Raw genomic sequence first — 20,440 nt, 5'->3', positions numbered from 1 at the left:
CTTTTAACCTCACAAAAAATTTAAGGGTTACGCCCCTTAAATTATTTGTGAGGCGAGCAAGCGATAGCGCGCTTAGATTTAAAGCAAAATCTCAATTTTCCCTGTCCATTTTCTTGACATAGTATCAAAAATTTAGAAGCTATTTATTTAAAACTACTTTTAAAAGAAGATATTAAGGATTATGATTTGAGTATATTCGAAAACTCATATTTGTATTTGGCTAATAATGATTTATATATAAAATCAAAACTTATAAATTCTAAATATTTACTATCCTTAAATAAATATATAGAAGCGGAGGATATTATTAATCAACTAAGTGAAATATATAACACATTTTCTGATAGAAATAAGTTTATTTATTTAAATGTTGCTATATCACTTTATTATCTTACAAACCAAACAAATAAAGCTTTATACTTAATAAGTAATGAAAGTAATTTTAATATTCAAGCTGGTGATTTCGAAGTAGCGTGTTTTCGCTTTAACGTTGCATTAATTTTGTGTAAAGAATATAGGTTTTTAGAGTCAATTGATTATTGTCAAAATGCATTAGAATATTTCAAAACGGTATATCTCCCGAACTTTTCTTTTAAATGTCACATCTTATTAGCAAGAGCTAAAAATAACCTAGCTCAATATAAATTAGCGCAAACTCATATTAATATATGTTTTAAAATTTTGGAAAATTCCGATAAAATGAAACATCCAGAGAATTATACTATGATTTATTCCAATTTGGGGTGTTGTTTTGAGATAGAAGGTAATTTAGAAAAAGCAATTTATAATTACAAACTTGCGTTAGACTATAAACAAGAAGGACGTGAATATATTAATATTATACGCTGTACATATAAGAAGGGGGATCTAGGAGAAGCTATAGAGTATTTAAACAATGTAAATACTATTTTTGAAAATCTTCCACTTAATTTACAATATCAACGAGATATTTTTACTTTTATTTTATTAGGGAAATTAAATAGGGAAATCGCTACTAGTTTTAGTGATTTAGAAGAAAAATGCTTGAACTATTTTAAAAAAAATAAATTATATAATTTATTAATTTTTTATACAAAATTATTCGCGGAATTTTATAAAAACATTAAGTGGTATAAAAAATCATGTGAGCTGTATGAGTGGGCTCTTGAAATAAGTGAAAGTATAAGAAAAGGAACAAATTAACGATTGTTTAATCAATGAAGCGCATTGTAATTAATGTACTAATTATTTTTAACAGAAATAAGGCATTGGTGACTTTCGACCAATGCCTTACCTTGTGTCATGTTGTCATCCTTTAAAAAACATTTTGCTCTATTATCGCATTGTTTAGTGGCATTACACAAACTTATTTCACGAATGTCGCAATTTTTTCAACTGTTTCAATTGTGGCTGCTTCAAAAAACGCCATTTTACTGAAGTAACTATGAATCAAACCAGCCATAGGGATATGTTCTATATAAACACCCGCCCCAGCTAATTTTTGAGCATATGCAAGTCCTTCATCGTAGAGTACATCTGCTTCTGCCGCAATAATCATTGTTTTGGGAAGAACGCTCAAGTTTTCAATGTGCAAAGGGGAGACAAGTGGATTCGTAAAGTAGTTTGTCTCCGTATATTGCGCTGCAAACCATTGCATCCCTTGTTTATCTAAACCAAAGTGTTCGCCATAAACATTATAAGAAGCCGTCGTAAAATCAAGATTTACAACAGGGTAAATCAATGCTTGCGCAGTGATTTTAGGGCCATTAAATGTAGCAGCTAAATAGCTGACAACAGTTGCTAAGTTTCCTCCTGCACTATCACCAGCTACTGATAATTGGCTATTATCACCACCAAAAGTTGCAATGTTATCAAAAACCCACAGTAAACCATCATAGGCATCGTGTAAAGGTATTGGGAATGGGTATTCTGGTGCTAAGCGATAATCGATGGATACGACAATGGCATGGGCTTTGTCTGCAAGTAGCCGACAACCTGCATCAGCGGATTCTAAAGTGCCGAATACCCAGCCACCCCCGTGATAATAAATAATTACGGGTAATTTTTCTGCCTGTTCCGGAATGTAAATACGAATATTTATTTCTTGGCCATCACGCACGCTAATTTTTTTATTTTCTATAGAAGCAAGTTGTGGTGAATGGCTAGATTGCCATGGTGGAACTGTACGTGAGTTTCTTGCTTCCTGTGGTGTCATTTCATAATAATGGGGTGTTCTAGCTGTTTCTTGAATATAGCGAATAGCCTCTTTTGTTAAACGTGTCATGATCATCATCCTTTAATCGTTTAAGTATTAATCCTTATTATAAACTATTCTTATAATTTTACTAGGTTTTAGTATCAATTAAGAAAATTATTTTAATAATGAGCAGAAATATTCCGATAGTAAAGTAAAAATATGTTTATAATAGAATGAAGGATATAACTTGGAGGGTAAGCATGATTTCATTAATAGTAGCACATGATCATAACCATGTTATTGGCTATGAAAACGGTATGCCGTGGCATTTACCGGGAGATTTACAATATTTTAAGGAAAGAACGATGGGCAAGCCTATGATTATGGGACGTAAAACATTTGAATCGATTGGACGACCGCTACCAGGACGACGAAATATTGTCGTTACACGTGATGCAAATTATCGTGCGGATGGAATAGAAACGGCGACAAGTATTGAGGAAGCTCTTGCGTTAGCAGGGGACGTGCCGGAAATCATGATTATTGGCGGTGAACAAATTTTTAGACTATCTATGGAGCTAACGGATCGCATATACATTACAAAAATTAATCATGCTTTTAAAGGGGATACTTTTTTTCCAGCATATGAAGAAGAGTTTGTTTTAGTTGCGTCACAAGAACCAGAAACAGCACCTGAAGGTTACACATTTCAATATCAAATTTTTGAACGCAGACAATGACAGTTAGTAGGATTTAGCAGCAAATAATAGTTGTCCTACTTGCAAAAAACGCACGGTGTGAGCTTACACCGCGCGTTTTTTTAATATCCTATGTGGATGCATTAATTTATAAATACAGATACACACAAGCATACATTGAACCACATCCCGCTAACACAAACAGATGCCAAATTGTATGATTATAAGGCAATGAGCGCCACGCGTAAAAGATAGCACCAATTGTATAGAACAAACCACCAGCTAATAAATAAGCAAAGCCATGACTCCCTAAGAACAGATAGATTGGCTTTATGGCAAACATAATAAGCCAGCCCATACCAATGTAAAAAACAAGAGATAGGATGTCAAAACGATGAATAAAAAAGCATTTAAATAGCACACCAAGTAAGGCAAGCGTCCATATGATACATAATAGTGTTATTCCTAATGTACCCCCAAGTGCGATTAATAAAAATGGTGTGTAGGTCCCAGCAATTAAAATATAAATGGCGGAATGGTCAAGGATAGCAAAAAAATATTTATATTTTTCAGGCAGACTATGGAGTAAGGTAGACATCATAAACAAGATAATGACAGATGCACCGAAAATACTAAAAGTCGTAATATACAGTGCTTGCCCGTTGTGGACAGCCGTTAATAGTAACAGCACAAGCGCTGGAATACTTGCGAGCAACCCTACGCCGTGGGTGATGGCATTCCACAATTCTTCCTTCCGTGTTTTATAGTCAAATGAATTCATCATCGTACACCCTCCCGTCGTTATATGTTTACAATAGCCCATTCATTTGACTGTTTCTATGTATGTTTGTCATATATTTACTTATTTAAAATGTCATGTCGATTTATAGAGGAAAATGTTAGACAAATTTAATGAAAAAAGGCTATAGTATCCAAGGTAGTGTACATGAAACAGACTTGGAATAGACAAGTCAGATGACAAATGTCATGTTTACATATGGAAACATTAGTCTATATAATAATTTCAATGAAGTAAAAGGATGTGTCGAAGTGGGACGAATTCATATTGTAACGGACTCAACTTGTGATTTAACAAAAGAAGAAGTAATGCAACACGGTATACATATTGTGCCGTTAACCATTCAAATTGATGGGAAAACGTATATAGATGGAGTGGATTTAGAGCCACGAACTTTTTTAGGTTTAATGAAAAATGCGAAAGATTTGCCGAAAAGTTCTCAACCTGCACCAGGGAAATTTAAAGAATTGTACGACGAGCTTGGAAAAGATGGGGATCAAATACTTTCCATTCATATGACAGGTGGCATGAGTGGAACAGTCGAATCAGCTCGACAGGCGGCACAAATGACAGATGCAGATGTAACTGTCATTGATTCTCGCTTTATTGCAATTGGGCTTGCGATACAATTACGAGAGGCCATTAAAATGCGCGATGCAGGAGCGACTGTGCAAGAAATCGTCGCACGTTTAGACAAAGTACGTGAACATACTCATTTATATGTGATTGTTGATACACTTGAAAATTTAATTAAGGGCGGTCGAATTGGTAAAGGAACAGGCTTTATCGGTTCTTTACTCAACATAAAAGTAATTGCGAACTTAGAAGGTGGCGCATATAATCCTGTGTCAAAAGTTCGTAGTCACAAACAGGTTGTCAATTACTTATTCAAGCAATTCCAAGCGGATACTGCTGGTAAAACAGTAAAAGCTGTAGGAATTTCACATGCTGATGGCTTAACAACAATGGGCGGTCCATTAAAAGAGTTAGTAGAAGGAACAGGCTTTGATGAGGTAGAAATTGCTTTTACCTCTCCAATTATTTCTACTCATACCGGTCCAGGTGCAATTGGTTTTATTTATTTTGCCGAATAATCGATAAGAGCTGCTACATAAGTAATTGTAGTAGCTTTTTACTGTTCTTAGTCAGCTTGGAAAATGGTTAACAAGTATTTAGATGAATATGCTTAGATTTTTCTTGATAAATTGGAGCATCGTCACTTTTCTTTGTAGTGACAACTATCTATAATAGAACTAACAGCAAATGATGGAAGGTGGTCAAATGGGCATCTGGCGAATTATTTTGTCATGTTTGACCGTCTTAATACTAAGTGGTTGTGCAATATCAATAGATGAACCGAGTCCGCAGGCTGACGATGAAAATGAACAGTCAGGGACGGAGCAAGATATGAGACAGGATGAGCAACAAGCAGAGGAAGAGGCAAAGCACTCTAGTAATGTATTGACGCAAATTTTTGAACATTTTTTTGAGCCTACACCAGAGGATTTACGGCAAATTGATGATTACAACGCAAAACAACTACATTACTTGGCACTTGGAGATTCATTAACAGACGGTGTCGGGGATGAGTATGGTCAAGACGGTTATGTTGGAAGATTAGCAGATTCAATGTTAGCTTGGACTTCGATATCAGAAGTTAAGGTTGAAAATCGGGGAAAAAGAGGGAGACGTAGCGATCAGCTATTAAAATTATTAAAAAAAGGGCATTATGATGAAGAGTTACAACAAGCACAGTTTATTTCATTAACAATGGGTGGCAATGATGTAATGAAAGTAGTCAAAAAAGACCTGTTTAACTTGAAAAGAGATGCCTTTGATAAGGAATTATTAACCTATGAGAATCGTTACAGTAAAATAATTGACAATATACGTGCAAAAAATCCAACTGTACCGTTATTACTTATTGGGTTTTATAATCCCTTTTCAATTGTCACAAATGAGGCCAACGAATTTGATACGATTATTACAGAATGGAATAGCGTTATCAAAAAAATAGCAAGTAAGGATTCAAACGCTTGTTATGTCTCTGTAGAAGACTTATTTGATTCAAATGAAGAACTGGTCTATCACACGGATTTTTTTCACCCCAATGCAAAGGGATATGATAAAATGACGGAGCGAATTTTAGCAGCAATGGAGCAATGTAAAATGGAACAAAAAATTAATAAGGAAATAGGCTTCGGGGAGTGAAAAAATGAATAAATGGAAATTCGCATTTTTTGCGTTAGCAGGTATGGTTATTTTTTCAATTCTCCTCGTCGTTTATTTAGCAACGAAGCCAGTTGAAGGATTTGAATTAGCGAAGAGTGCAGACAGTGAAGAAAACGTAACAGGTAATGTTCTTGTAGTACAAACGACTACGAAAGAGTTGGAGTCAATTACCAAAAAATATTTAAAGGACACAGCTAAAGGCTCACCATTGCCATTGGATTTTACCATTGGAGATGATATTGAATTACGAAGTAAATTAACTGTTTTTTATACAGAAATTCCGATTTCAATGAATTTTGACCCAATCGTTGATGAAAAAGGCAATATTATTTTAAAGCAAACAGGGATGAATGTAGGGCTTTTAAACATTCCGCCGGAGACGACCATGAAAATTATGCGAGATTCGGTGGATTTCCCCTCATGGATTACGGTCAATCCAAATAAAGCTGAAATTTATATTGATTTATCGCGAGTAAATATTGCGTCAGGTTCTAGGGTTCGTGCGAAGGAATTAGACTTACCGAACGATAAGATTTTATTGGAAATTATCGTCCCAGGAAAATAAGGAGTGAAATAAATGGCAATACAATATGCGACATTTGCAGGCGGCTGTTTTTGGTGTATGGTCAAGCCATTCGATGAAACACCTGGCATTAAGGCTGTAGTTTCTGGTTACACTGGTGGACATGTTGAAAATCCAAGCTATGAACAAGTCTGTTCGGAAACAACAGGTCATGTAGAAGCGGTTCAAATTACATTTGATGATGACATCTATTCATACGAGCAATTATTGGCTACATTTTGGACATTAATTGACCCAACGGATGCTGGTGGGCAATTTTTTGATCGTGGACAATCCTATACAACAGCCATTTTTTACCATGATGAAGAGCAGCGTGAATTAGCTGAACGTTCAAAGGCAGATTTAGAAGCTTCTCGTAAGTTTGATAAGCCGATTGCTGTAAAAATTTTACCTGCAAGCACATTTTATGCTGCGGAGGACTACCATCAATATTATTATAAAAAAAATCCAATGCACTACGAACGTTATGCAGTAGGTTCTGGTCGCAAGGCATTTCAGGAACAACATTGGGGGCATAAAAAATGAATAAAGAGCAACGTTTAAAAGAACTAACAGATATGCAATACTATGTAACGCAGGAAAATGGGACTGAGCCACCGTTTCGTAATGAATATGATCAACATTTTGAAGAAGGAATTTATGTCGATATTGTTTCAGGAAAGCCACTCTTTAGCTCTCACGATAAATTCAATTCTGGCTGTGGATGGCCAGCATTTGCAAAACCAATTGCACAAGAGAATGTGACGGAGCATTTTGATACTTCCCATGGAATGCGTCGTGTAGAGGTAAGAAGTAAGGAAGCTGATTCTCATCTAGGACATGTCTTCCCAGACGGTCCACAAGAGTTAGGTGGTTTGCGCTACTGTATCAATTCTGCATCACTTCGTTTTATTCCTAAAGCTGATTTAGAACAAGAAGGCTACGCTGAATATAGCGCATTATTTAAGTAACAAACAAACGCCTAGTACGCTTAATTCGTACAGGCGTTTTTAATATTGGAAAAAAGAGAGGGTGGGATATAACTATAAAATTAAGAAACAGAGAGAAGAACTTAGCTATTCTTGCTTTTGCAAAAAAATGAGGGTTGTGGCTTACTGTGCTGAGCGGAAAGCGCCCACCCGTAGCGGACATCAACGACATAACAAAAAAGTGTTAGATTGATTGCAGTTAATCTAACACTTTTTCTCTTTGCCAGAGCCTCTTGTCTTAAATTTTAAACGCACCTACAACACTACGTAAACTATCGGCTTGATGTGCCAGCTCGGTTGCCGCTGCATTAATTTCCTGCATGGATGCAGAACCTTGGGTAGCTGCAGCAGCAGACATCACGGTATTGGAAGCTGTTTGTTCAGCATAGGCATTTATATGCACAAAATCACTTGCTACAGCATTACTATAATCAAGTGTATGGGCTATTTTATCAACCATTGTGGCAATAATCGCAGTCGTTTCTTTTGTTTGCGTTAAAATGTTGGACAATGACTGGTTTGTTTCATTTGTCACCTCAACGCCTCGAATAACCGTTGTGACACCTTCTTGATTTTGTGTAATAATTGATGCCACTTCATCTTGGATAGAATTTACAATAGCGGTTACTTCTTTAGCCGCAGTTTGTGATTGCTCAGCGAGCTTGCGTACTTCATCTGCTACGACCGCAAAGCCAAGACCATGCTCTCCAGCACGGGCTGCTTCAATTGCCGCATTTAATGCAAGTAAATTTGTTTGCTCAGAGATTGCAGTAATCGTACCAATAATGGAGGTTATATCTGCAGATTTGCGGCCAAGTGCCTCAACGGTTGTGGAGGTAGAAGCTATCGTTTCTTCAATTGTCTGCATGACTAAGGTAGATTGTAGGACAGAACGACTTCCTTCATCTGCTGCTTGTTGCATGGCGAGTGAAGCGCGTTGTACGGCATTGGCTTGCTCATTCAACTGATGCATAGAATGGTCTAAATCACTCATTTTTTGTTGAGCACTATTCATGCTATTGATTGTATTTTCACTATCACTTGCGATATCGGCACTTGCATCTGCAATATTTTGAATTGTGCGTGCATTTTCATCAGCTAGCGTCATGAGCTCTCGGCTACTATTTGATACATGATCAGCAAGTTCACTGACGCGTTTAATAAGGTTTGAAATAGACAAAATAAGCGTATTCGTCGAGTTAGCAATTGTAGAAAATTCATCGTGATTACGCACATGTACGCGCCTTGTTAAATCACCACCCGCTTGAGCAATATCTAAAATGGAATGGTTAATCGCACGCGTGTTATTTTTTAATGATTTAAATAACATATAGCCAAAAATGATAATAGCAATTAAACTGATAATCGAAAAAATAAAGAAATAAGTATTGGATACAGTTACCTGTTTGTTCAATTTATTAAGTTTTGTTTTGTTCGATTCATCCATTACTAAATTGATGGCGTCAATATTATGATCAATATGCAATTTCATAGTTTCGCCAGTGCCTTCAATCATGAGCTTCCTTGCTTGTTCAAGACCAAGTTCATCTCGCATTGTCATCACCTTTTTTGAGTATTCAAGGTAGTTTTTATAATACTGGCTGATTGCTTGTATATGTCCAAGTTCCACTTCGCGGTCTGCAAATTTTTCTTGTAAGGAAGCTATTTTTTTATTAATAGAATCAATTTTCATTTTGTAAGAAGTGGAATAACTACCATTGCCGGTAATTAGGTAAGCTTGTTCGAGGTTGGTTAATCTAGCAATTTCATAGGCAAGCTGATTTACTGTAAGCTGCTCTTGTACATTCTTCTCAGTAAAATCCTCCATTTGTTGTTGAAGATTCGTAATATTGATGTACGACAATATACCCATTGCTGCGTTAATAAAAATAAGCAAAGTAAAAATGATAAGTACTTTTCCTCGAATTAAATGATAAAAACGTTGTCGTTTTTCTGTAGTAGGAGGGAGATTGTGCCTACTAGCTTTAGAATCCATAGCTTTCTTTTTTCTGAAAAAATTAGAATCTAAGAGAGAAGGGCGGTTTCTCTTAGGTTTACTAGCCTGATTCTTGTTTTTCATCGCCATCACCTTCCTAATTTTTGCATTTATTGACTTCAATTCTATCGTATAATACTAAAAAATTCTATCCTAATTTCACAAAATTTTCATTTTTCAGATAAAAAAGCGTGATATTTTTGCATGACAAAAGTCTATAAGGTGAAAAAGGCTCTTCAGTTTTTTCTTCACTAGGAAAAAATACTTAAAGAAAAAATGCTACATTTTATGACGAAATGTATTTTTTTTGATAAACTAGCGGAAAGTAAAAATGAAAAGGGGAGGCATTTTTCAACAATGAAAAAGAGCTTTTATTTATATGTATTAACATTCAGAGGGGGAGAGTGGTCAGATGCAAAAGTTCGATTTGCTGAAGAAGTTTTTCATGAACATAACTTTCCTAAACAAAGCATGGATTTTGATGAGTTATCTACATATATCGAAACGTTTGCAACAGAAAATTTAACAACTGAAGTATTTGATGAGTTATGGGATTTATACAGTGAACAAGGACGATAATGATTCGCAATACTTTCACTATTCGTACTTTTATAGTTGCTAGACGTCTAGCATTGCGTAAATACGTGAAACCAAGTATTATTTATAGTGATAACTGACAGAAAAGAGGGATTGCAGTATGAGTATTCATATTAATGCAAAAAAAGGCGAAATCGCTGACACTATTTTACTTCCGGGAGACCCACTACGTGCAAAATACATTGCCGAAACGTTTTTAGAAGATGTTACATGCTATAACGAAGTCCGCAATATGTTTGGTTATACTGGTACGTATAAAGGCAAACGTATTTCTGTACAAGGTACTGGTATGGGCGTGCCTTCCATTTCCATTTATGTAACAGAATTAATGCAAGAATATGATGTACAAAAGTTAATTCGTGTAGGTACTTGTGGTGCAATTCAAAAAGATGTTAAAGTTCGTGATGTTATTTTAGCGCAAGGAGCAACGACGGATTCACGCATGAATCAAATTATTTGGGGCAACAACATTGACTTTGCACCAATCGCTAATTTTGACTTATTATTAAAAGCTTATAATGCAGGTAAAGATGCAGGCTTAAGTCTGCAAGTAGGTAATATTTTCACAGCAGATCTATTTTACTCAGACGAGCACCAAAATGAAAAGCTAGCTAAATACGGTGTACTAGCTGTAGAAATGGAATCAGCAGCACTTTACACATTAGCAGCGAAATTTGGCCGCCAAGCACTTTCAATCCTAACAGTAAGTGACCACATTATTACAGGTGAAGTTACAACATCAGAAGAGCGCCAAACTACGTTCAATGACATGATCGTTGTTGCGTTAGAGGCTGCTATTCAAGAGTAGTTGATATAGCAAGGTTTTACAACAAGTCTAAAACTATAAGAATAAGAGCAACCGACCTAAAACCGACCATTTTATAAAATGGAATCGAAGAAGTCGGTTGCTTTTTCTTTATCTCTCATGGTTAGGTGGCTATAGGTATTAACAGTCTCTTGAATATTTACATGTCCAAGTTGTTCTTGGATAATTTTAAAATTAACATTTTTACTAACCATAAATAATGCATAGGTATGTCTTAATCCATGGAAAGTGAGTATAGGTAGGTTATGTCTTTCTACTATTTCACGCCATCTTCCAGACATACTGTCAGGATGTGAAGGGCATCCGTTTGTTTTTGTAAAAAGTAAATTTATTGGTGTGCCTTTATCGTCCTTCATAGGTTTCCAAGCTTCACCTGATGCTAGCTGTAACTTCTTATGTTCCTTTGCATATTGTTTTATTTCTCTCATTAACTCCGCTGGTACATTGACAGTTCGTGGTCTTTTGGTTTTTGTAGGACCTAAGAAAAAGTTTTTATCTTCTTTGTCATATTGAAGAGTCGAATCAATGAGTATAGGATTGTTAACGAAATTTAAGCATTCATATCTAATTCCTGCGATTTCAGACATTCGTAAGCCTGCTAATGCAGCTAATTTAATTTGCAATGCATGCTTAGGATACATTTCCTTTGTCTTTTTTAAGAGTAATTTCAATTGTTCCTCGTCGTAAAATTCAATCTCCTTATACCTTTTAGAGCGAGAAGGTCTTTCAACACCATTCATTGGATTTGTTTCGATCATTAACTCCTACTTTGTTCATGATGAAATACTATATGCATCTAATATGTGCTATGAAAACAATGGTTTTCCCATCGTAGAAAGAGGTTTTATGTCACTTTCTTGGGCTGTTACTTGTAAATAGGGTAACCAACCCTTGCAACCCTCGAAAGCCCAGGTACTCAATTAATTTTGAGCTTGGGCTTTTATTGTTTTTACTTAGAATCATCCCTAGATGCAATAGCCAAAACATCCTGGTCTGCAGTGCTGATTATAATTGTAATGTTATCTTTTTTATATTGACCGGACCAGCTTCCTATATCTTGTTCCTTCTTTTCTTTTTTCCAGCCATTTATCATTAAGATAATTTTATAATCTAATGAAATTCCTTTAATAGAAGCTTTAGACCATTCGTAATTGATATTACTAAAGTATTCACTTTCATCCTCATATTCTACCACTGCATCTTTAGGTACTAAAAAATCATGTAATATTTCTTCTTTTTCATATCTTGAATCAATAATAAAGTAAGATAATCCTACAATCGCTACTAATACAATTGCAACTATTGCAACTATTTTTTTCACTTCAAACTCTCCTATAAACTAAATTATTTTTAACTATTTACCATTCTAAGTGTATATATGGAAAAAGTTCATGATTTAATCAATACCATATCCCTGTTTAATTAAATGATTATATAAGTAAAAATTACCGCTTGCCAAAATAAGAACAATTGTTCTAATATAAATACAAACGAATGTTCTTATTGGAGGAGTGTACTGTGATGAAAGAACAACTGGCTAAAGCTATGCAACGTAATCAAATAGTAAACATGATGTATATGTCAAAAAGCGGTGAGATTACAAAGAGGAGAGTAAAGCTTGTAAAGCTTACAGGTGATTCATTTCAAGCGTACTGTTTTACAAGACGAGCAAAGCGTACTTTTACTATCAATAATGTGTTAGCAGTTGTTCCAATCATACACAAGGAGCGTTCAGTTGTATGATTAGCTTTGAACAAAGAGGACTTCTTCATAAATATGTCATTTACGATATGGCAGTACAGACATTACAACGTGACTACAAGGTGATTGAAAATCTTAAAATGAGCAATGTATATTTACCAATACTCGATAAGCTTTTAGATGACATTTCACAAGAATGTTACAACTCTAAAAGGCTATTAGCTAAAGATAAAATTAGAGTCGTGAAATGGGAAAAGATAGATGAATACTTTAGTGATTTGACCGTTGCTACAGCTGGTGAGGATTTAGTTTTAACTTATGCAAATATGGCTTTGAAAACACAAGTTGAAAAATTATTGTTAAGCACCCAACACAAAGAACCAGGCACTCATAGTTAATTGAGTACCTGGTCTTTTTGTTTATTCACCTTGTAATTCCTTTTCTCGTTCTTCGATAAGCTTTTTTAATTCGTGCAAATCTTCTAACTCACAATATTTATTAATGTAAGTCCTAGCTGCACTTTTAGCGGACTGTTTACGTGTCTTTTCTCTATTTCGTTCGCGATATGCCTGAGTAGCTCTTTTTTGTGCGTCTGTTGTTTTTTTCTCGGTCATAATTATTTACCTCTTTTCTCGATAAAGTATAGAACGATGTTCAATGCTAATAGAATTAAACAGATTGAGTACATCACAATCATAGAGTAGTCGTAGAATTTCGGCTCTTTCCAATCAACCAAATAAACTAAAATGTACAAAGCAAATGCAAATGCCACAGCGTAAGTTATATTTTTCATAATTAGATGAATGTGATAAGATTTAAGAAGAGAGGGGAATTTCTTCCCCTTCTTGCTATTTGCGACGTTTCTTCTTAGCGGGAGTGCGTCGCTTTTTCTTATTTAATCGCATATCGTGTATGTTTTAACTGACCCAGTGAGTAAGTTAATTACTGTTGATATTCCGATTAGATAAGTTAAAATCTTATCATAATCCACTTTGTTCACCTCCTTTCTTATAGATTATTCTTCTTTCCTAGTTCATCAGTAACTATTTTTTTTATATCGTTTACTAGGATTGCGCTTGTATCCGTTGTACTTACTGTAGTAGGAGGAGGGGGTGTTTCTGCTTTACCATTTGATTCTGCTTCTTCTTTTAATTTAGATTCATCAGCTTTTGCTTTTTGTTCTTCTTCTTTTTTATTTGCTTCCACATTAGCTTTGGCTTCTTCTTTAGCTTTTTGTTCAGCTAATTCTTTTTCCTTGGCTTTGCGTTCTTCCTCTTCTTTAACTTTGTTCTCTTCTTATTTTTTAGCTTCTGATGTAGCCTTTTCTTTTTTTAGTTCTTCCTCTGTTTTGCTTGCCACTTCAACCTTTTCTTTGCTACCTTCTGGTGCAGGCATCATAAAGGATACAATGAATAACAAAATTGAAACACCCAATACAATGCCGCCTTTTAATTTTTTCTTCTTAATAAGTCCAAGTATCAGCAATACTACACCAGCCATCATACCTAAAACACTTATTCCAAATACAAATAAAGTCATCATTAAAACCTTCCTTTATATTTCCATTTTAGGAAACTTGGAGATGAAAGTACATAAAAAAACAGATAACCCTAATTAGTTATCTGTTTCCTCGTCTACACGTTGCAGTAAGTCACCTAAGTTCTTTATGTCCAATGTAAACATTATTTTCTCTAATGCATCCTTTGGATACATCTTCACTTTATTATTGGCAATTTCACTAATCAAACGTGTAGTAAGCCCTGTCTGTTCAGCTAAATCCTTCTGACTCATATCTCTTTCAGCGAGCAATACTTTTAACCTCGATTTTAAATACATATGCACACCTGCCTTCATTCCGATTTTCTTAATTTAATTATAGATTAAGAAATAAAATTACGCAATTAGTAATTTACATTGCGAATAAAGTAATTTACTATTTGAGTAACATAGTTACTTTAAAAGTAATTTTATTATTTTATTATTTTATTATTTTATTATTTTATTATTTTATTAATGAATGAAATGAAGGATATAGTAATTTTAAAGAGAGGTGAACAACAATGACATTCGAATACTTAGCACAATACACAACATTTGATTCAATAGCAGATATGGATAAGAGTGTGGAAGACCACATGGCTGTTCACTATTATGACCTAACAGAATCAGAGCGTGCCATCATTTATAAACTTGCTTCTCACAGCTTAGAACATACTGGAGCATGTCATTTAAAAGCTTCTACAATTGCTGATGCATTGGAAATCAGTACGAAGACAGTATATCGAAGTGTTAAAAAATTAGAGTCATTAGGCATTATTGAAAAAGTACCAGGAACAAAATTAAACGGTATTAAAGGGGCAAGTATTTATCGCATTTTACCTTATGTCCCATCGAGCGTGTCCCAACGAATGACAGCCGATGAAGCTAGTAATGACGTGGTTTGTCGTCCACAATCTGAAAACCACCATCTAGTTCTTTTTATCTTTTAAGTTCTAAACAAGCAAATAATATTATGAGTCTTGGTAATGAATTAGCTATTCAAGCTGAAAATAAAAAAGAGTATATGAATGAGTACCAGGTAATGCTGTTTCGATTTCATGAATAGCTTACCATTAGCAGATAGATTGAAAGATGAATTACACAAGGTTGTATTATCAGCACAGGTTCAAAGTGCACCTGACTTCATTAAAGCGAAAAATGTTCTATTCAAAATTGCTATGGATATAAAAGAAGGTACACTAACTGTAGCGAGCACATTAAGAGCTGTATTTGTAGGAGCGTATAGCAAGGCTGTGGAGCGTTCAAATAACAAGCTATATAAATCATCTTCTATAGAAGTAACTCCATATAAAGAACGTCCTGTACCTTTCTACAATTGGTTAAAAGAACGTGATAGCCTTCCACAATCTATTAGTAATAGTCCATATATTTAGATAATTGGGTAGAATGGTAGATGAATGAGATAATGATATGGGAAAACACTCTACTTTTGTTGGGTTTTTAACATCTGTTGGTAGAATATAAGATTACTAGTATATAATACTAAGATATTATGTTCTTTAAAATGAAACTGTGTAGGGGGAGAATAATGAAAAAAATATTTACTGTGTTACTAGCAGCATTCGTATTTGCAGTAGTAAATCCAACAAAATCAGAAGCGAAAGTGATGTATGATGGAGCAGAAGTTGTCAAAGGGCAAACAGGAAAAATGACCTTTAAAAAAGACATCAAGGTGTACAAGAAAAATCCAGATGGTACGTTTGAATCTTTAGTGGTTAAGCGAAATAACTTCTTTAGAACGTATGATATTGAAAAGTATGATAAAAAAATATTCTATCAAATGGGGCAATACCGCGTACAAGCAACGGATTTGGTAGTTTTCAAAGAAGTACCAATAAAAATTCGTTCATCTTTCTATAGCAATCCAGTGTATATTGTTATCAATCGTGATGGTGTTTATAATATGGGGTATTATGGGAAATTCTTCAAAGATGGTGGTATTGGTGGTATTTCTTTCTTGGATACAAATAGTGGACAACTGCTGAAGTTTTCCGAGAGCTATGGCGGTGAAGGGTTATGGTATGATAAATATCCTGGTACAGATCTTAAAATCGCTGAGGAAATATCGAGAGCAAGCAATGTACGTTTTGAGTTAACAAAAGATGCTGGTGGGAAAAACACGCCACTAAATGAAGCTAAACCTTTAACAATGCATGCAAAAGGAAGCATTTTTACATCGCTAGGTGTTGAAGTTAATGGTTATCTATATGTGGACAATGGCTTAGGAGGAAATGGCGAACAATATTTTTGGCTTCCAGTGAATTTATTAAAGCCAGTTGGAGATAAGTAATAGCTTAAGAATTATATAAAGCCCTCTTATTTATTTGATAAGGGGGCTATTTTTTATGGTTGATTGACATGCGGATAGGGATGTCTATCGATGTCTTGGGTTTAGCTAAAAAACTATTAAAAGACCACTCCGAAATGGGTGGTCTTATTACTATAAAAATGCCCGACTGAACCGACTAAAAACCGACCAAAAAAAAGATAATTAAAGATTTTCTATTACTATAATTGATTTCTAAATACAGTTCATAAACAGTAAGGTACTGATATAGAGGGCTTTTGAGTATTGGTGATTTTCTAAGAAAGTTCAGGTCATTCAATGACATGATTGTTGTTGCGTTAGAGGCGGCTATTCAAGAGTAGTTGATATAGCAAGGTTTTAAAGGCTTTAATTTTTTGTGAATAGTGAGTAAGTGACCAGAGGCGACGAAAAGGCGACATTTACAGGATTTCGTCAAACAGGTCACTTGCTTTAATTTTGTCCTGTTCTGTTAAATGACTGTAGGTATTGAGGGGTTGTTTTATATTCGTATGCCCGAGTTGTTCTTGAATGATTTTGAAATGTACATTCTTACTAATCATATACGAAGCGTAAGTTTGACGTAATCCATGAAAAGTGAGAAGCGGTAAGTTAAATCGTTTCACAATTTCTTTCTATCTATTAGACATACTATCAGGGTGTGAAGGAAACCCATTACTTTTCAGCACGATGACAATTACTTTTATAAAAAACAGGGTATCCATAGTTACAACTGAGGTATGGGCAATGGATATTCTGTTTTTTTACTGCAAGAAAGCTGAAACGTTTTACAGGAATTAATACTACAAAGAACTCCGGGGGCATTGTAATACAAGAACTTAATAAGTAAATTAAAGACCAGGTACTCAACAAATAATAATTGAGTCCTAGTCTTTATTTTAAAAATTTAAATTATATATCAGTAAATCAAATTCTTTATTCTATATTTACATCAAAAACAAAAGTCATTTTTCCTTCATTCCATTTAGCTTTAATTTCATAGATATAATAACCTTCTTCTGATGGAAGGGTAATTTCATTATCATTTATTTCAATAACATCTGTTGTACCATCTTCATTCTCTTGATTTATGATTATTGAAGAGGGGCTTTGTTCGATTTCTATTTTTATTCTATCTCCTTTTTTAACTTCTAATGTTTCAAATTTTTCTGCTAAGTCAATTTTATCGGATGTACTAATTTTTCTTGATTCAAAGTCGCCTTCATTCCATTCAAAATCACCAATCCTCATCGTATAACCTTTATTATCTATAATTACTTTTCCCTGCGGCTGTTTAAATGTATTGAATGAAGAGCAACCAGCTATAAATATAACAAAAAACATTAAATAAACTATTTTAGTAATTTTCAGAATCATCACTCCTGTCCTAATAAGAATTTAAGATAATTAATTTTATTTGTATTATGCGCAAATCTATTATATTTTACCATAAAAGGTTTATAGTTCGTTTTTTCTATTTTATGGTAAAATAATAAAATATAGGAGGTTTATGCATGAAGAAATTTCTATTAGGGCTTTTGTTAGCGGGAAGCAGTTTTGCATTTTATGATGAGGTATATGCATCAGAAGTTAGTGATACCGAAGGACAGTCGGTTGAACAAGAACAAGAAGAAGTAGAAACTATTTATTTTAGTGGAAATCAAGGTCTTTTAATAACTGATGATGTTATTATTAGAAAAATCTCAGATTTACCATCAAATGATATACCAAATTTGGAATCAAAATTTAATTATAAAGGTAATGGTGTGGTAACGTTGGGAGCAGGGGAGTGGGATTTAATAGGGATGAGTTTGTGAAGCTGCTTGTAATTTTTCCTCAGCAGTATATTTAGCCATTAAAAAACTGCACCTCCAATTGTTAGGCGTGTCTAACGATTGGGGTGCAGTTCATTATGATGATGGGGTGTTTTTTTATTAATCGTAATTATCTGTGAAGGGCAAAGTACACAAGAAAGTGATAGCCTTCCACAATTAATGATGCATGGTGAACCATCGTTAGAAAATTGGTTGGAATGTTGAATGGAAATTTTTAACCAAGTTGAGTTGGTATAAGGTATTATTAAACTACAGATAAATAGAAATTTAAATCGAATAACTGAGGAGTTTGAGCATGATAAAACAAGCCGAATTACTATGGGAACGTATAATTAAAAGAGGTTCAAATCAAGATATTAATTTTAGAGAAGTACTAAACCTTCAACCAAGTGCAACAGTTGAGGAGTTCCAACTAATTGAAAGCACTTTAGGCGTTCAACTCCCGGAAGAAATGAAAAGTTTTTATAGTGTTTATAATGGACAAGTTTGGGATTTAGGAGTGGAGCCTTTTGTTAGAAATTTAACACTCTCTCCAATTTCGGAAATTATTAATAACTGGGAATTTCTACAGGAAGAATTTGATCCTGATGACGGACTGCTAGATATTAATTATGGTGCAGAGGTTAAACCAATTCTCTGGAATAAAAAGTGGATTCCAATTGCTGAAAATGGAGGCGGAGATTATCTTTGCCTCGACACCGATCCAACTGAGGTTGGAGTATTTGGACAAGTGCTATATTTTTATCATGATTATGGAAATCGTTCAATCGAAGCAAAAAATTTATATGAATTCATAGAAGTTTGTTTGAATGAAGAAAGTTAAATGACAGCTAGTATTTAAAATAAGACCACTCCGTGATTGGTGGTCTTATTACTATAAAAACGGCGAAGGAGGGATATGAATGAAGATAAGAACTGTATGGAAAATTATATTTGTTACCTATGTATGCTTGTTGCTATATTTTGTTGTAATAAAATTTAATGGTTCTATAGATAGGGTTATTTCAATAAAGGAAAGCCGGGATTCTGGATATTGGAATTATAATTTATATCCGTTCCGTACGATTACACGCTATTTGGAGGATATATTCCATTCATATGCCTATATGAATATTTTGGGTAATATCGCTCCTTTTGTTCCGATGGGTTTTTTAATACCTATTATTTCTAAAAAGTACATAAATGCATTAAAAACTATATCCATTTCTTTTATTTGTATAATTGGAATAGAGGTATTTCAATTAATCACGATGTTAGGATTTTTTGATATTGATGACATTTTACTTAATACGTTTGGTTGTATTATAGGATATGGTATTTATGTTGGATTTAGAAAGTTATTTAGTAAACATAGTTATATTTTTCAAAAAGTATAATAGAACTATTGTTAAACTAAACCAACTAAGAGAAGCTAATCGGTATTCAATTATCGGGCGCTATTCTTGAAATGAATCGTGCCTTTTTCATTAATAAGGCCATGATTATATAAGATTATTTATAAAAGGGGAGAAAAATTATGGATTTGTTGCACTCTATATTCGGAGAGTTAGAGTTAAATGAATTTGAAGAATACGAAGCAATTAGACTTATAAAGTTTTCAGGATTAGAAAAAGAAGTAAAAATAACTTTTGATGATGAAATCAACGAAAAACATTGTCGAGCATATCAATATTTTATAGAAAATTTAGATAGAATAACTCCGGATATAATACAGTCAATCATCGAATATCAGAATGAATGTCATGATTACACTGACTATACAGCGAGTTTTAAATATTTCGAAAATACTAATGATGTGTTAGGAAATACCGAACTTTTTGAAATTGTTCTTCAAACCGAACTTCATGGAGTAGTTACGGACTCAAACCTCTATCATAAAGTAATGAAAGAAGAACTAAATGGCACAGGAGAAGAAAGATACGTAGTGCTATTGTTTGAAGCAAAATGGGTAAATGATGATTATCGCATCTTAAGTGTTGCTTTTGCGAATGAAAAAGTGATTTATGTAACAGATGAAAATATTACAGTTTAATTTGGAGATTATGAGCATAATACGAAGTATATAAATATCAGTCTATCACAGAAACTATATAATAAATGTTTTGACTCATCTTATAAATTTACATTATACAGAAATAAAAAGAGTGATAGGATAAGTCTTTCA

29 protein-coding genes are annotated in these 20,440 nt (G+C 34.1%); 18 read left to right on the top strand and 11 right to left on the bottom strand.

Annotated features, from left to right (window positions below; all coding sequences use genetic code 11):
* The first annotated feature begins 186 nt into the window (after positions 1–186).
* Positions 187–1,182: a tetratricopeptide repeat protein gene (locus tag C9J37_RS16145; RefSeq protein ID WP_107896153.1), complete on the top strand. Its 996-nt coding sequence runs from the start codon at positions 187–189 to the stop codon at positions 1,180–1,182.
* A gap of 163 nt (positions 1,183–1,345) precedes the next feature.
* Here C9J37_RS16145 and C9J37_RS16140 read toward each other — a convergent pair whose 3' ends face one another.
* Positions 1,346–2,263, bottom strand: a complete 918-nt coding sequence (locus C9J37_RS16140; protein ID WP_107896152.1) for an alpha/beta hydrolase — start codon at positions 2,261–2,263, stop codon at positions 1,346–1,348.
* Between the two features lie 173 nt (positions 2,264–2,436).
* On the opposite strand from C9J37_RS16140, the gene C9J37_RS16135 reads away from it, so the two are divergent.
* Positions 2,437–2,916 carry a dihydrofolate reductase gene (locus C9J37_RS16135; RefSeq protein WP_107896151.1) on the top strand — a complete coding sequence of 160 codons (480 nt, stop codon included), beginning with the start codon at positions 2,437–2,439 and terminating at the stop codon, positions 2,914–2,916.
* A gap of 106 nt (positions 2,917–3,022) precedes the next feature.
* Here C9J37_RS16135 and trhA read toward each other — a convergent pair whose 3' ends face one another.
* Positions 3,023–3,658: a PAQR family membrane homeostasis protein TrhA gene (gene trhA / locus C9J37_RS16130; protein WP_107896150.1), complete on the bottom strand. Its 636-nt coding sequence runs from the start codon at positions 3,656–3,658 to the stop codon at positions 3,023–3,025.
* Between the two features lie 266 nt (positions 3,659–3,924).
* Here trhA and C9J37_RS16125 point away from each other — a divergent pair, with 266 nt between their 5' ends.
* The 5 genes from C9J37_RS16125 to msrB all read left to right on the top strand — a co-directional run bounded on the left by C9J37_RS16125 (position 3,925) and on the right by msrB (position 7,438).
* Complete coding sequence (locus C9J37_RS16125) at positions 3,925–4,767, top strand: fatty acid kinase binding subunit FakB (protein ID WP_107896149.1); 843 nt, start codon at positions 3,925–3,927, stop codon at positions 4,765–4,767.
* A 187-nt stretch (positions 4,768–4,954) separates the two neighbouring features.
* A complete protein-coding gene (locus C9J37_RS16120; RefSeq protein WP_235617142.1) occupies positions 4,955–5,884 on the top strand; it encodes a GDSL-type esterase/lipase family protein in 930 nt (309 codons plus the stop codon).
* A 4-nt stretch (positions 5,885–5,888) separates the two neighbouring features.
* Positions 5,889–6,470 (top strand): YpmS family protein, encoded by a 582-nt coding sequence (locus tag C9J37_RS16115; protein ID WP_024364120.1) that lies wholly within the window; start codon positions 5,889–5,891, stop codon positions 6,468–6,470.
* A 12-nt stretch (positions 6,471–6,482) separates the two neighbouring features.
* The gene (gene msrA, locus C9J37_RS16110) at positions 6,483–7,013 is read left to right on the top strand and encodes a peptide-methionine (S)-S-oxide reductase MsrA (protein WP_024364121.1); all 531 of its coding nucleotides are present in this window, start codon (positions 6,483–6,485) and stop codon (positions 7,011–7,013) included.
* Positions 7,010–7,438 carry a peptide-methionine (R)-S-oxide reductase MsrB gene (msrB, locus tag C9J37_RS16105; RefSeq protein ID WP_107896148.1) on the top strand — a complete coding sequence of 143 codons (429 nt, stop codon included), beginning with the start codon at positions 7,010–7,012 and terminating at the stop codon, positions 7,436–7,438. Before msrA ends, msrB begins: the two co-directional genes overlap by 4 nt.
* 256 nt (positions 7,439–7,694) lie before the next feature.
* Here the strand turns inward: msrB and C9J37_RS16100 are convergent, their stop codons facing one another.
* Entirely contained in the window at positions 7,695–9,542 is a 1,848-nt protein-coding gene (locus C9J37_RS16100) for a methyl-accepting chemotaxis protein (protein WP_407656258.1), read from the bottom strand.
* Between the two features lie 267 nt (positions 9,543–9,809).
* On the opposite strand from C9J37_RS16100, the gene C9J37_RS16095 reads away from it, so the two are divergent.
* Both C9J37_RS16095 and deoD read left to right on the top strand, forming a co-directional pair.
* Complete coding sequence (locus tag C9J37_RS16095) at positions 9,810–10,031, top strand: YozE family protein (RefSeq protein WP_024364124.1); 222 nt, start codon at positions 9,810–9,812, stop codon at positions 10,029–10,031.
* A gap of 118 nt (positions 10,032–10,149) precedes the next feature.
* Entirely contained in the window at positions 10,150–10,857 is a 708-nt protein-coding gene (gene deoD, locus C9J37_RS16090) for a purine-nucleoside phosphorylase (RefSeq protein ID WP_024364125.1), read from the top strand.
* A 71-nt stretch (positions 10,858–10,928) separates the two neighbouring features.
* On the opposite strand, the gene C9J37_RS16085 is transcribed toward deoD, so the two are convergent.
* The gene (locus C9J37_RS16085; protein ID WP_107896146.1) at positions 10,929–11,633 is read right to left on the bottom strand and encodes a site-specific integrase; all 705 of its coding nucleotides are present in this window, start codon (positions 11,631–11,633) and stop codon (positions 10,929–10,931) included.
* A gap of 191 nt (positions 11,634–11,824) precedes the next feature.
* Complete coding sequence (locus C9J37_RS16080) at positions 11,825–12,196, bottom strand: hypothetical protein (protein WP_107896145.1); 372 nt, start codon at positions 12,194–12,196, stop codon at positions 11,825–11,827.
* A 200-nt stretch (positions 12,197–12,396) separates the two neighbouring features.
* Between C9J37_RS16080 and C9J37_RS16075 the strand changes: the two genes are divergently transcribed.
* Both C9J37_RS16075 and C9J37_RS16070 read left to right on the top strand, forming a co-directional pair.
* The gene (locus C9J37_RS16075) at positions 12,397–12,618 is read left to right on the top strand and encodes a transcriptional regulator (protein WP_107896144.1); all 222 of its coding nucleotides are present in this window, start codon (positions 12,397–12,399) and stop codon (positions 12,616–12,618) included.
* Positions 12,615–12,974 carry a YhjD family protein gene (locus C9J37_RS16070; RefSeq protein WP_167397327.1) on the top strand — a complete coding sequence of 120 codons (360 nt, stop codon included), beginning with the start codon at positions 12,615–12,617 and terminating at the stop codon, positions 12,972–12,974. Before C9J37_RS16075 ends, C9J37_RS16070 begins: the two co-directional genes overlap by 4 nt.
* 21 nt (positions 12,975–12,995) lie before the next feature.
* On the opposite strand, the gene C9J37_RS16065 is transcribed toward C9J37_RS16070, so the two are convergent.
* From C9J37_RS16065 to C9J37_RS16050, 4 genes are all read right to left on the bottom strand, one after another.
* Entirely contained in the window at positions 12,996–13,190 is a 195-nt protein-coding gene (locus C9J37_RS16065; protein WP_025219653.1) for a hypothetical protein, read from the bottom strand.
* A gap of 394 nt (positions 13,191–13,584) precedes the next feature.
* On the bottom strand, positions 13,585–13,782 hold the full coding sequence (locus C9J37_RS16060; protein WP_107896143.1) for a hypothetical protein: 198 nt from the start codon (positions 13,780–13,782) through the stop codon (positions 13,585–13,587).
* Positions 13,783–13,872: 90 nt separating this feature from the next.
* On the bottom strand, positions 13,873–14,118 hold the full coding sequence (locus C9J37_RS16055) for a hypothetical protein (RefSeq protein ID WP_107896142.1): 246 nt from the start codon (positions 14,116–14,118) through the stop codon (positions 13,873–13,875).
* 72 nt (positions 14,119–14,190) lie between these two features.
* Positions 14,191–14,412, bottom strand: coding sequence for a helix-turn-helix domain-containing protein (locus C9J37_RS16050; protein WP_025220122.1), 222 nt, complete (start codon positions 14,410–14,412; stop codon positions 14,191–14,193).
* Between the two features lie 224 nt (positions 14,413–14,636).
* Between C9J37_RS16050 and C9J37_RS29025 the strand changes: the two genes are divergently transcribed.
* The 3 genes from C9J37_RS29025 to C9J37_RS16040 all read left to right on the top strand — a co-directional run bounded on the left by C9J37_RS29025 (position 14,637) and on the right by C9J37_RS16040 (position 16,426).
* Positions 14,637–15,065, top strand: coding sequence for a helix-turn-helix domain-containing protein (locus C9J37_RS29025; RefSeq protein ID WP_235617141.1), 429 nt, complete (start codon positions 14,637–14,639; stop codon positions 15,063–15,065).
* A gap of 108 nt (positions 15,066–15,173) precedes the next feature.
* Positions 15,174–15,509 (top strand): hypothetical protein, encoded by a 336-nt coding sequence (locus C9J37_RS29020; protein ID WP_235617140.1) that lies wholly within the window; start codon positions 15,174–15,176, stop codon positions 15,507–15,509.
* 155 nt (positions 15,510–15,664) lie between these two features.
* Entirely contained in the window at positions 15,665–16,426 is a 762-nt protein-coding gene (locus C9J37_RS16040; protein ID WP_107896140.1) for a hypothetical protein, read from the top strand.
* 437 nt (positions 16,427–16,863) lie between these two features.
* On the opposite strand, the gene C9J37_RS29700 is transcribed toward C9J37_RS16040, so the two are convergent.
* Both C9J37_RS29700 and C9J37_RS16030 read right to left on the bottom strand, forming a co-directional pair.
* A complete protein-coding gene (locus C9J37_RS29700; protein ID WP_107896139.1) occupies positions 16,864–17,067 on the bottom strand; it encodes a tyrosine-type recombinase/integrase in 204 nt (67 codons plus the stop codon).
* Between the two features lie 310 nt (positions 17,068–17,377).
* The gene (locus C9J37_RS16030) at positions 17,378–17,818 is read right to left on the bottom strand and encodes a hypothetical protein (RefSeq protein ID WP_137067709.1); all 441 of its coding nucleotides are present in this window, start codon (positions 17,816–17,818) and stop codon (positions 17,378–17,380) included.
* A gap of 137 nt (positions 17,819–17,955) precedes the next feature.
* Between C9J37_RS16030 and C9J37_RS16025 the strand changes: the two genes are divergently transcribed.
* The 4 genes from C9J37_RS16025 to C9J37_RS16010 all read left to right on the top strand — a co-directional run bounded on the left by C9J37_RS16025 (position 17,956) and on the right by C9J37_RS16010 (position 20,308).
* The gene (locus tag C9J37_RS16025; RefSeq protein WP_107896137.1) at positions 17,956–18,258 is read left to right on the top strand and encodes a hypothetical protein; all 303 of its coding nucleotides are present in this window, start codon (positions 17,956–17,958) and stop codon (positions 18,256–18,258) included.
* 313 nt (positions 18,259–18,571) lie between these two features.
* A complete protein-coding gene (locus C9J37_RS16020; RefSeq protein WP_107896136.1) occupies positions 18,572–19,099 on the top strand; it encodes an SMI1/KNR4 family protein in 528 nt (175 codons plus the stop codon).
* Positions 19,100–19,178: 79 nt separating this feature from the next.
* Positions 19,179–19,652, top strand: coding sequence for a VanZ family protein (locus C9J37_RS16015; protein WP_107896135.1), 474 nt, complete (start codon positions 19,179–19,181; stop codon positions 19,650–19,652).
* Between the two features lie 140 nt (positions 19,653–19,792).
* Positions 19,793–20,308 carry a DUF6985 domain-containing protein gene (locus C9J37_RS16010; RefSeq protein ID WP_107896134.1) on the top strand — a complete coding sequence of 172 codons (516 nt, stop codon included), beginning with the start codon at positions 19,793–19,795 and terminating at the stop codon, positions 20,306–20,308.
* Positions 20,309–20,440 lie beyond the last annotated feature (132 nt).

The organism is Lysinibacillus mangiferihumi (genome assembly GCF_003049665.1).
Lineage (GTDB): Bacteria > Bacillota > Bacilli > Bacillales_A > Planococcaceae > Lysinibacillus > Lysinibacillus mangiferihumi.
Note: the sequence above shows the minus strand (reverse complement) of the source record. Positions and strands in the feature narration are given on the sequence as shown.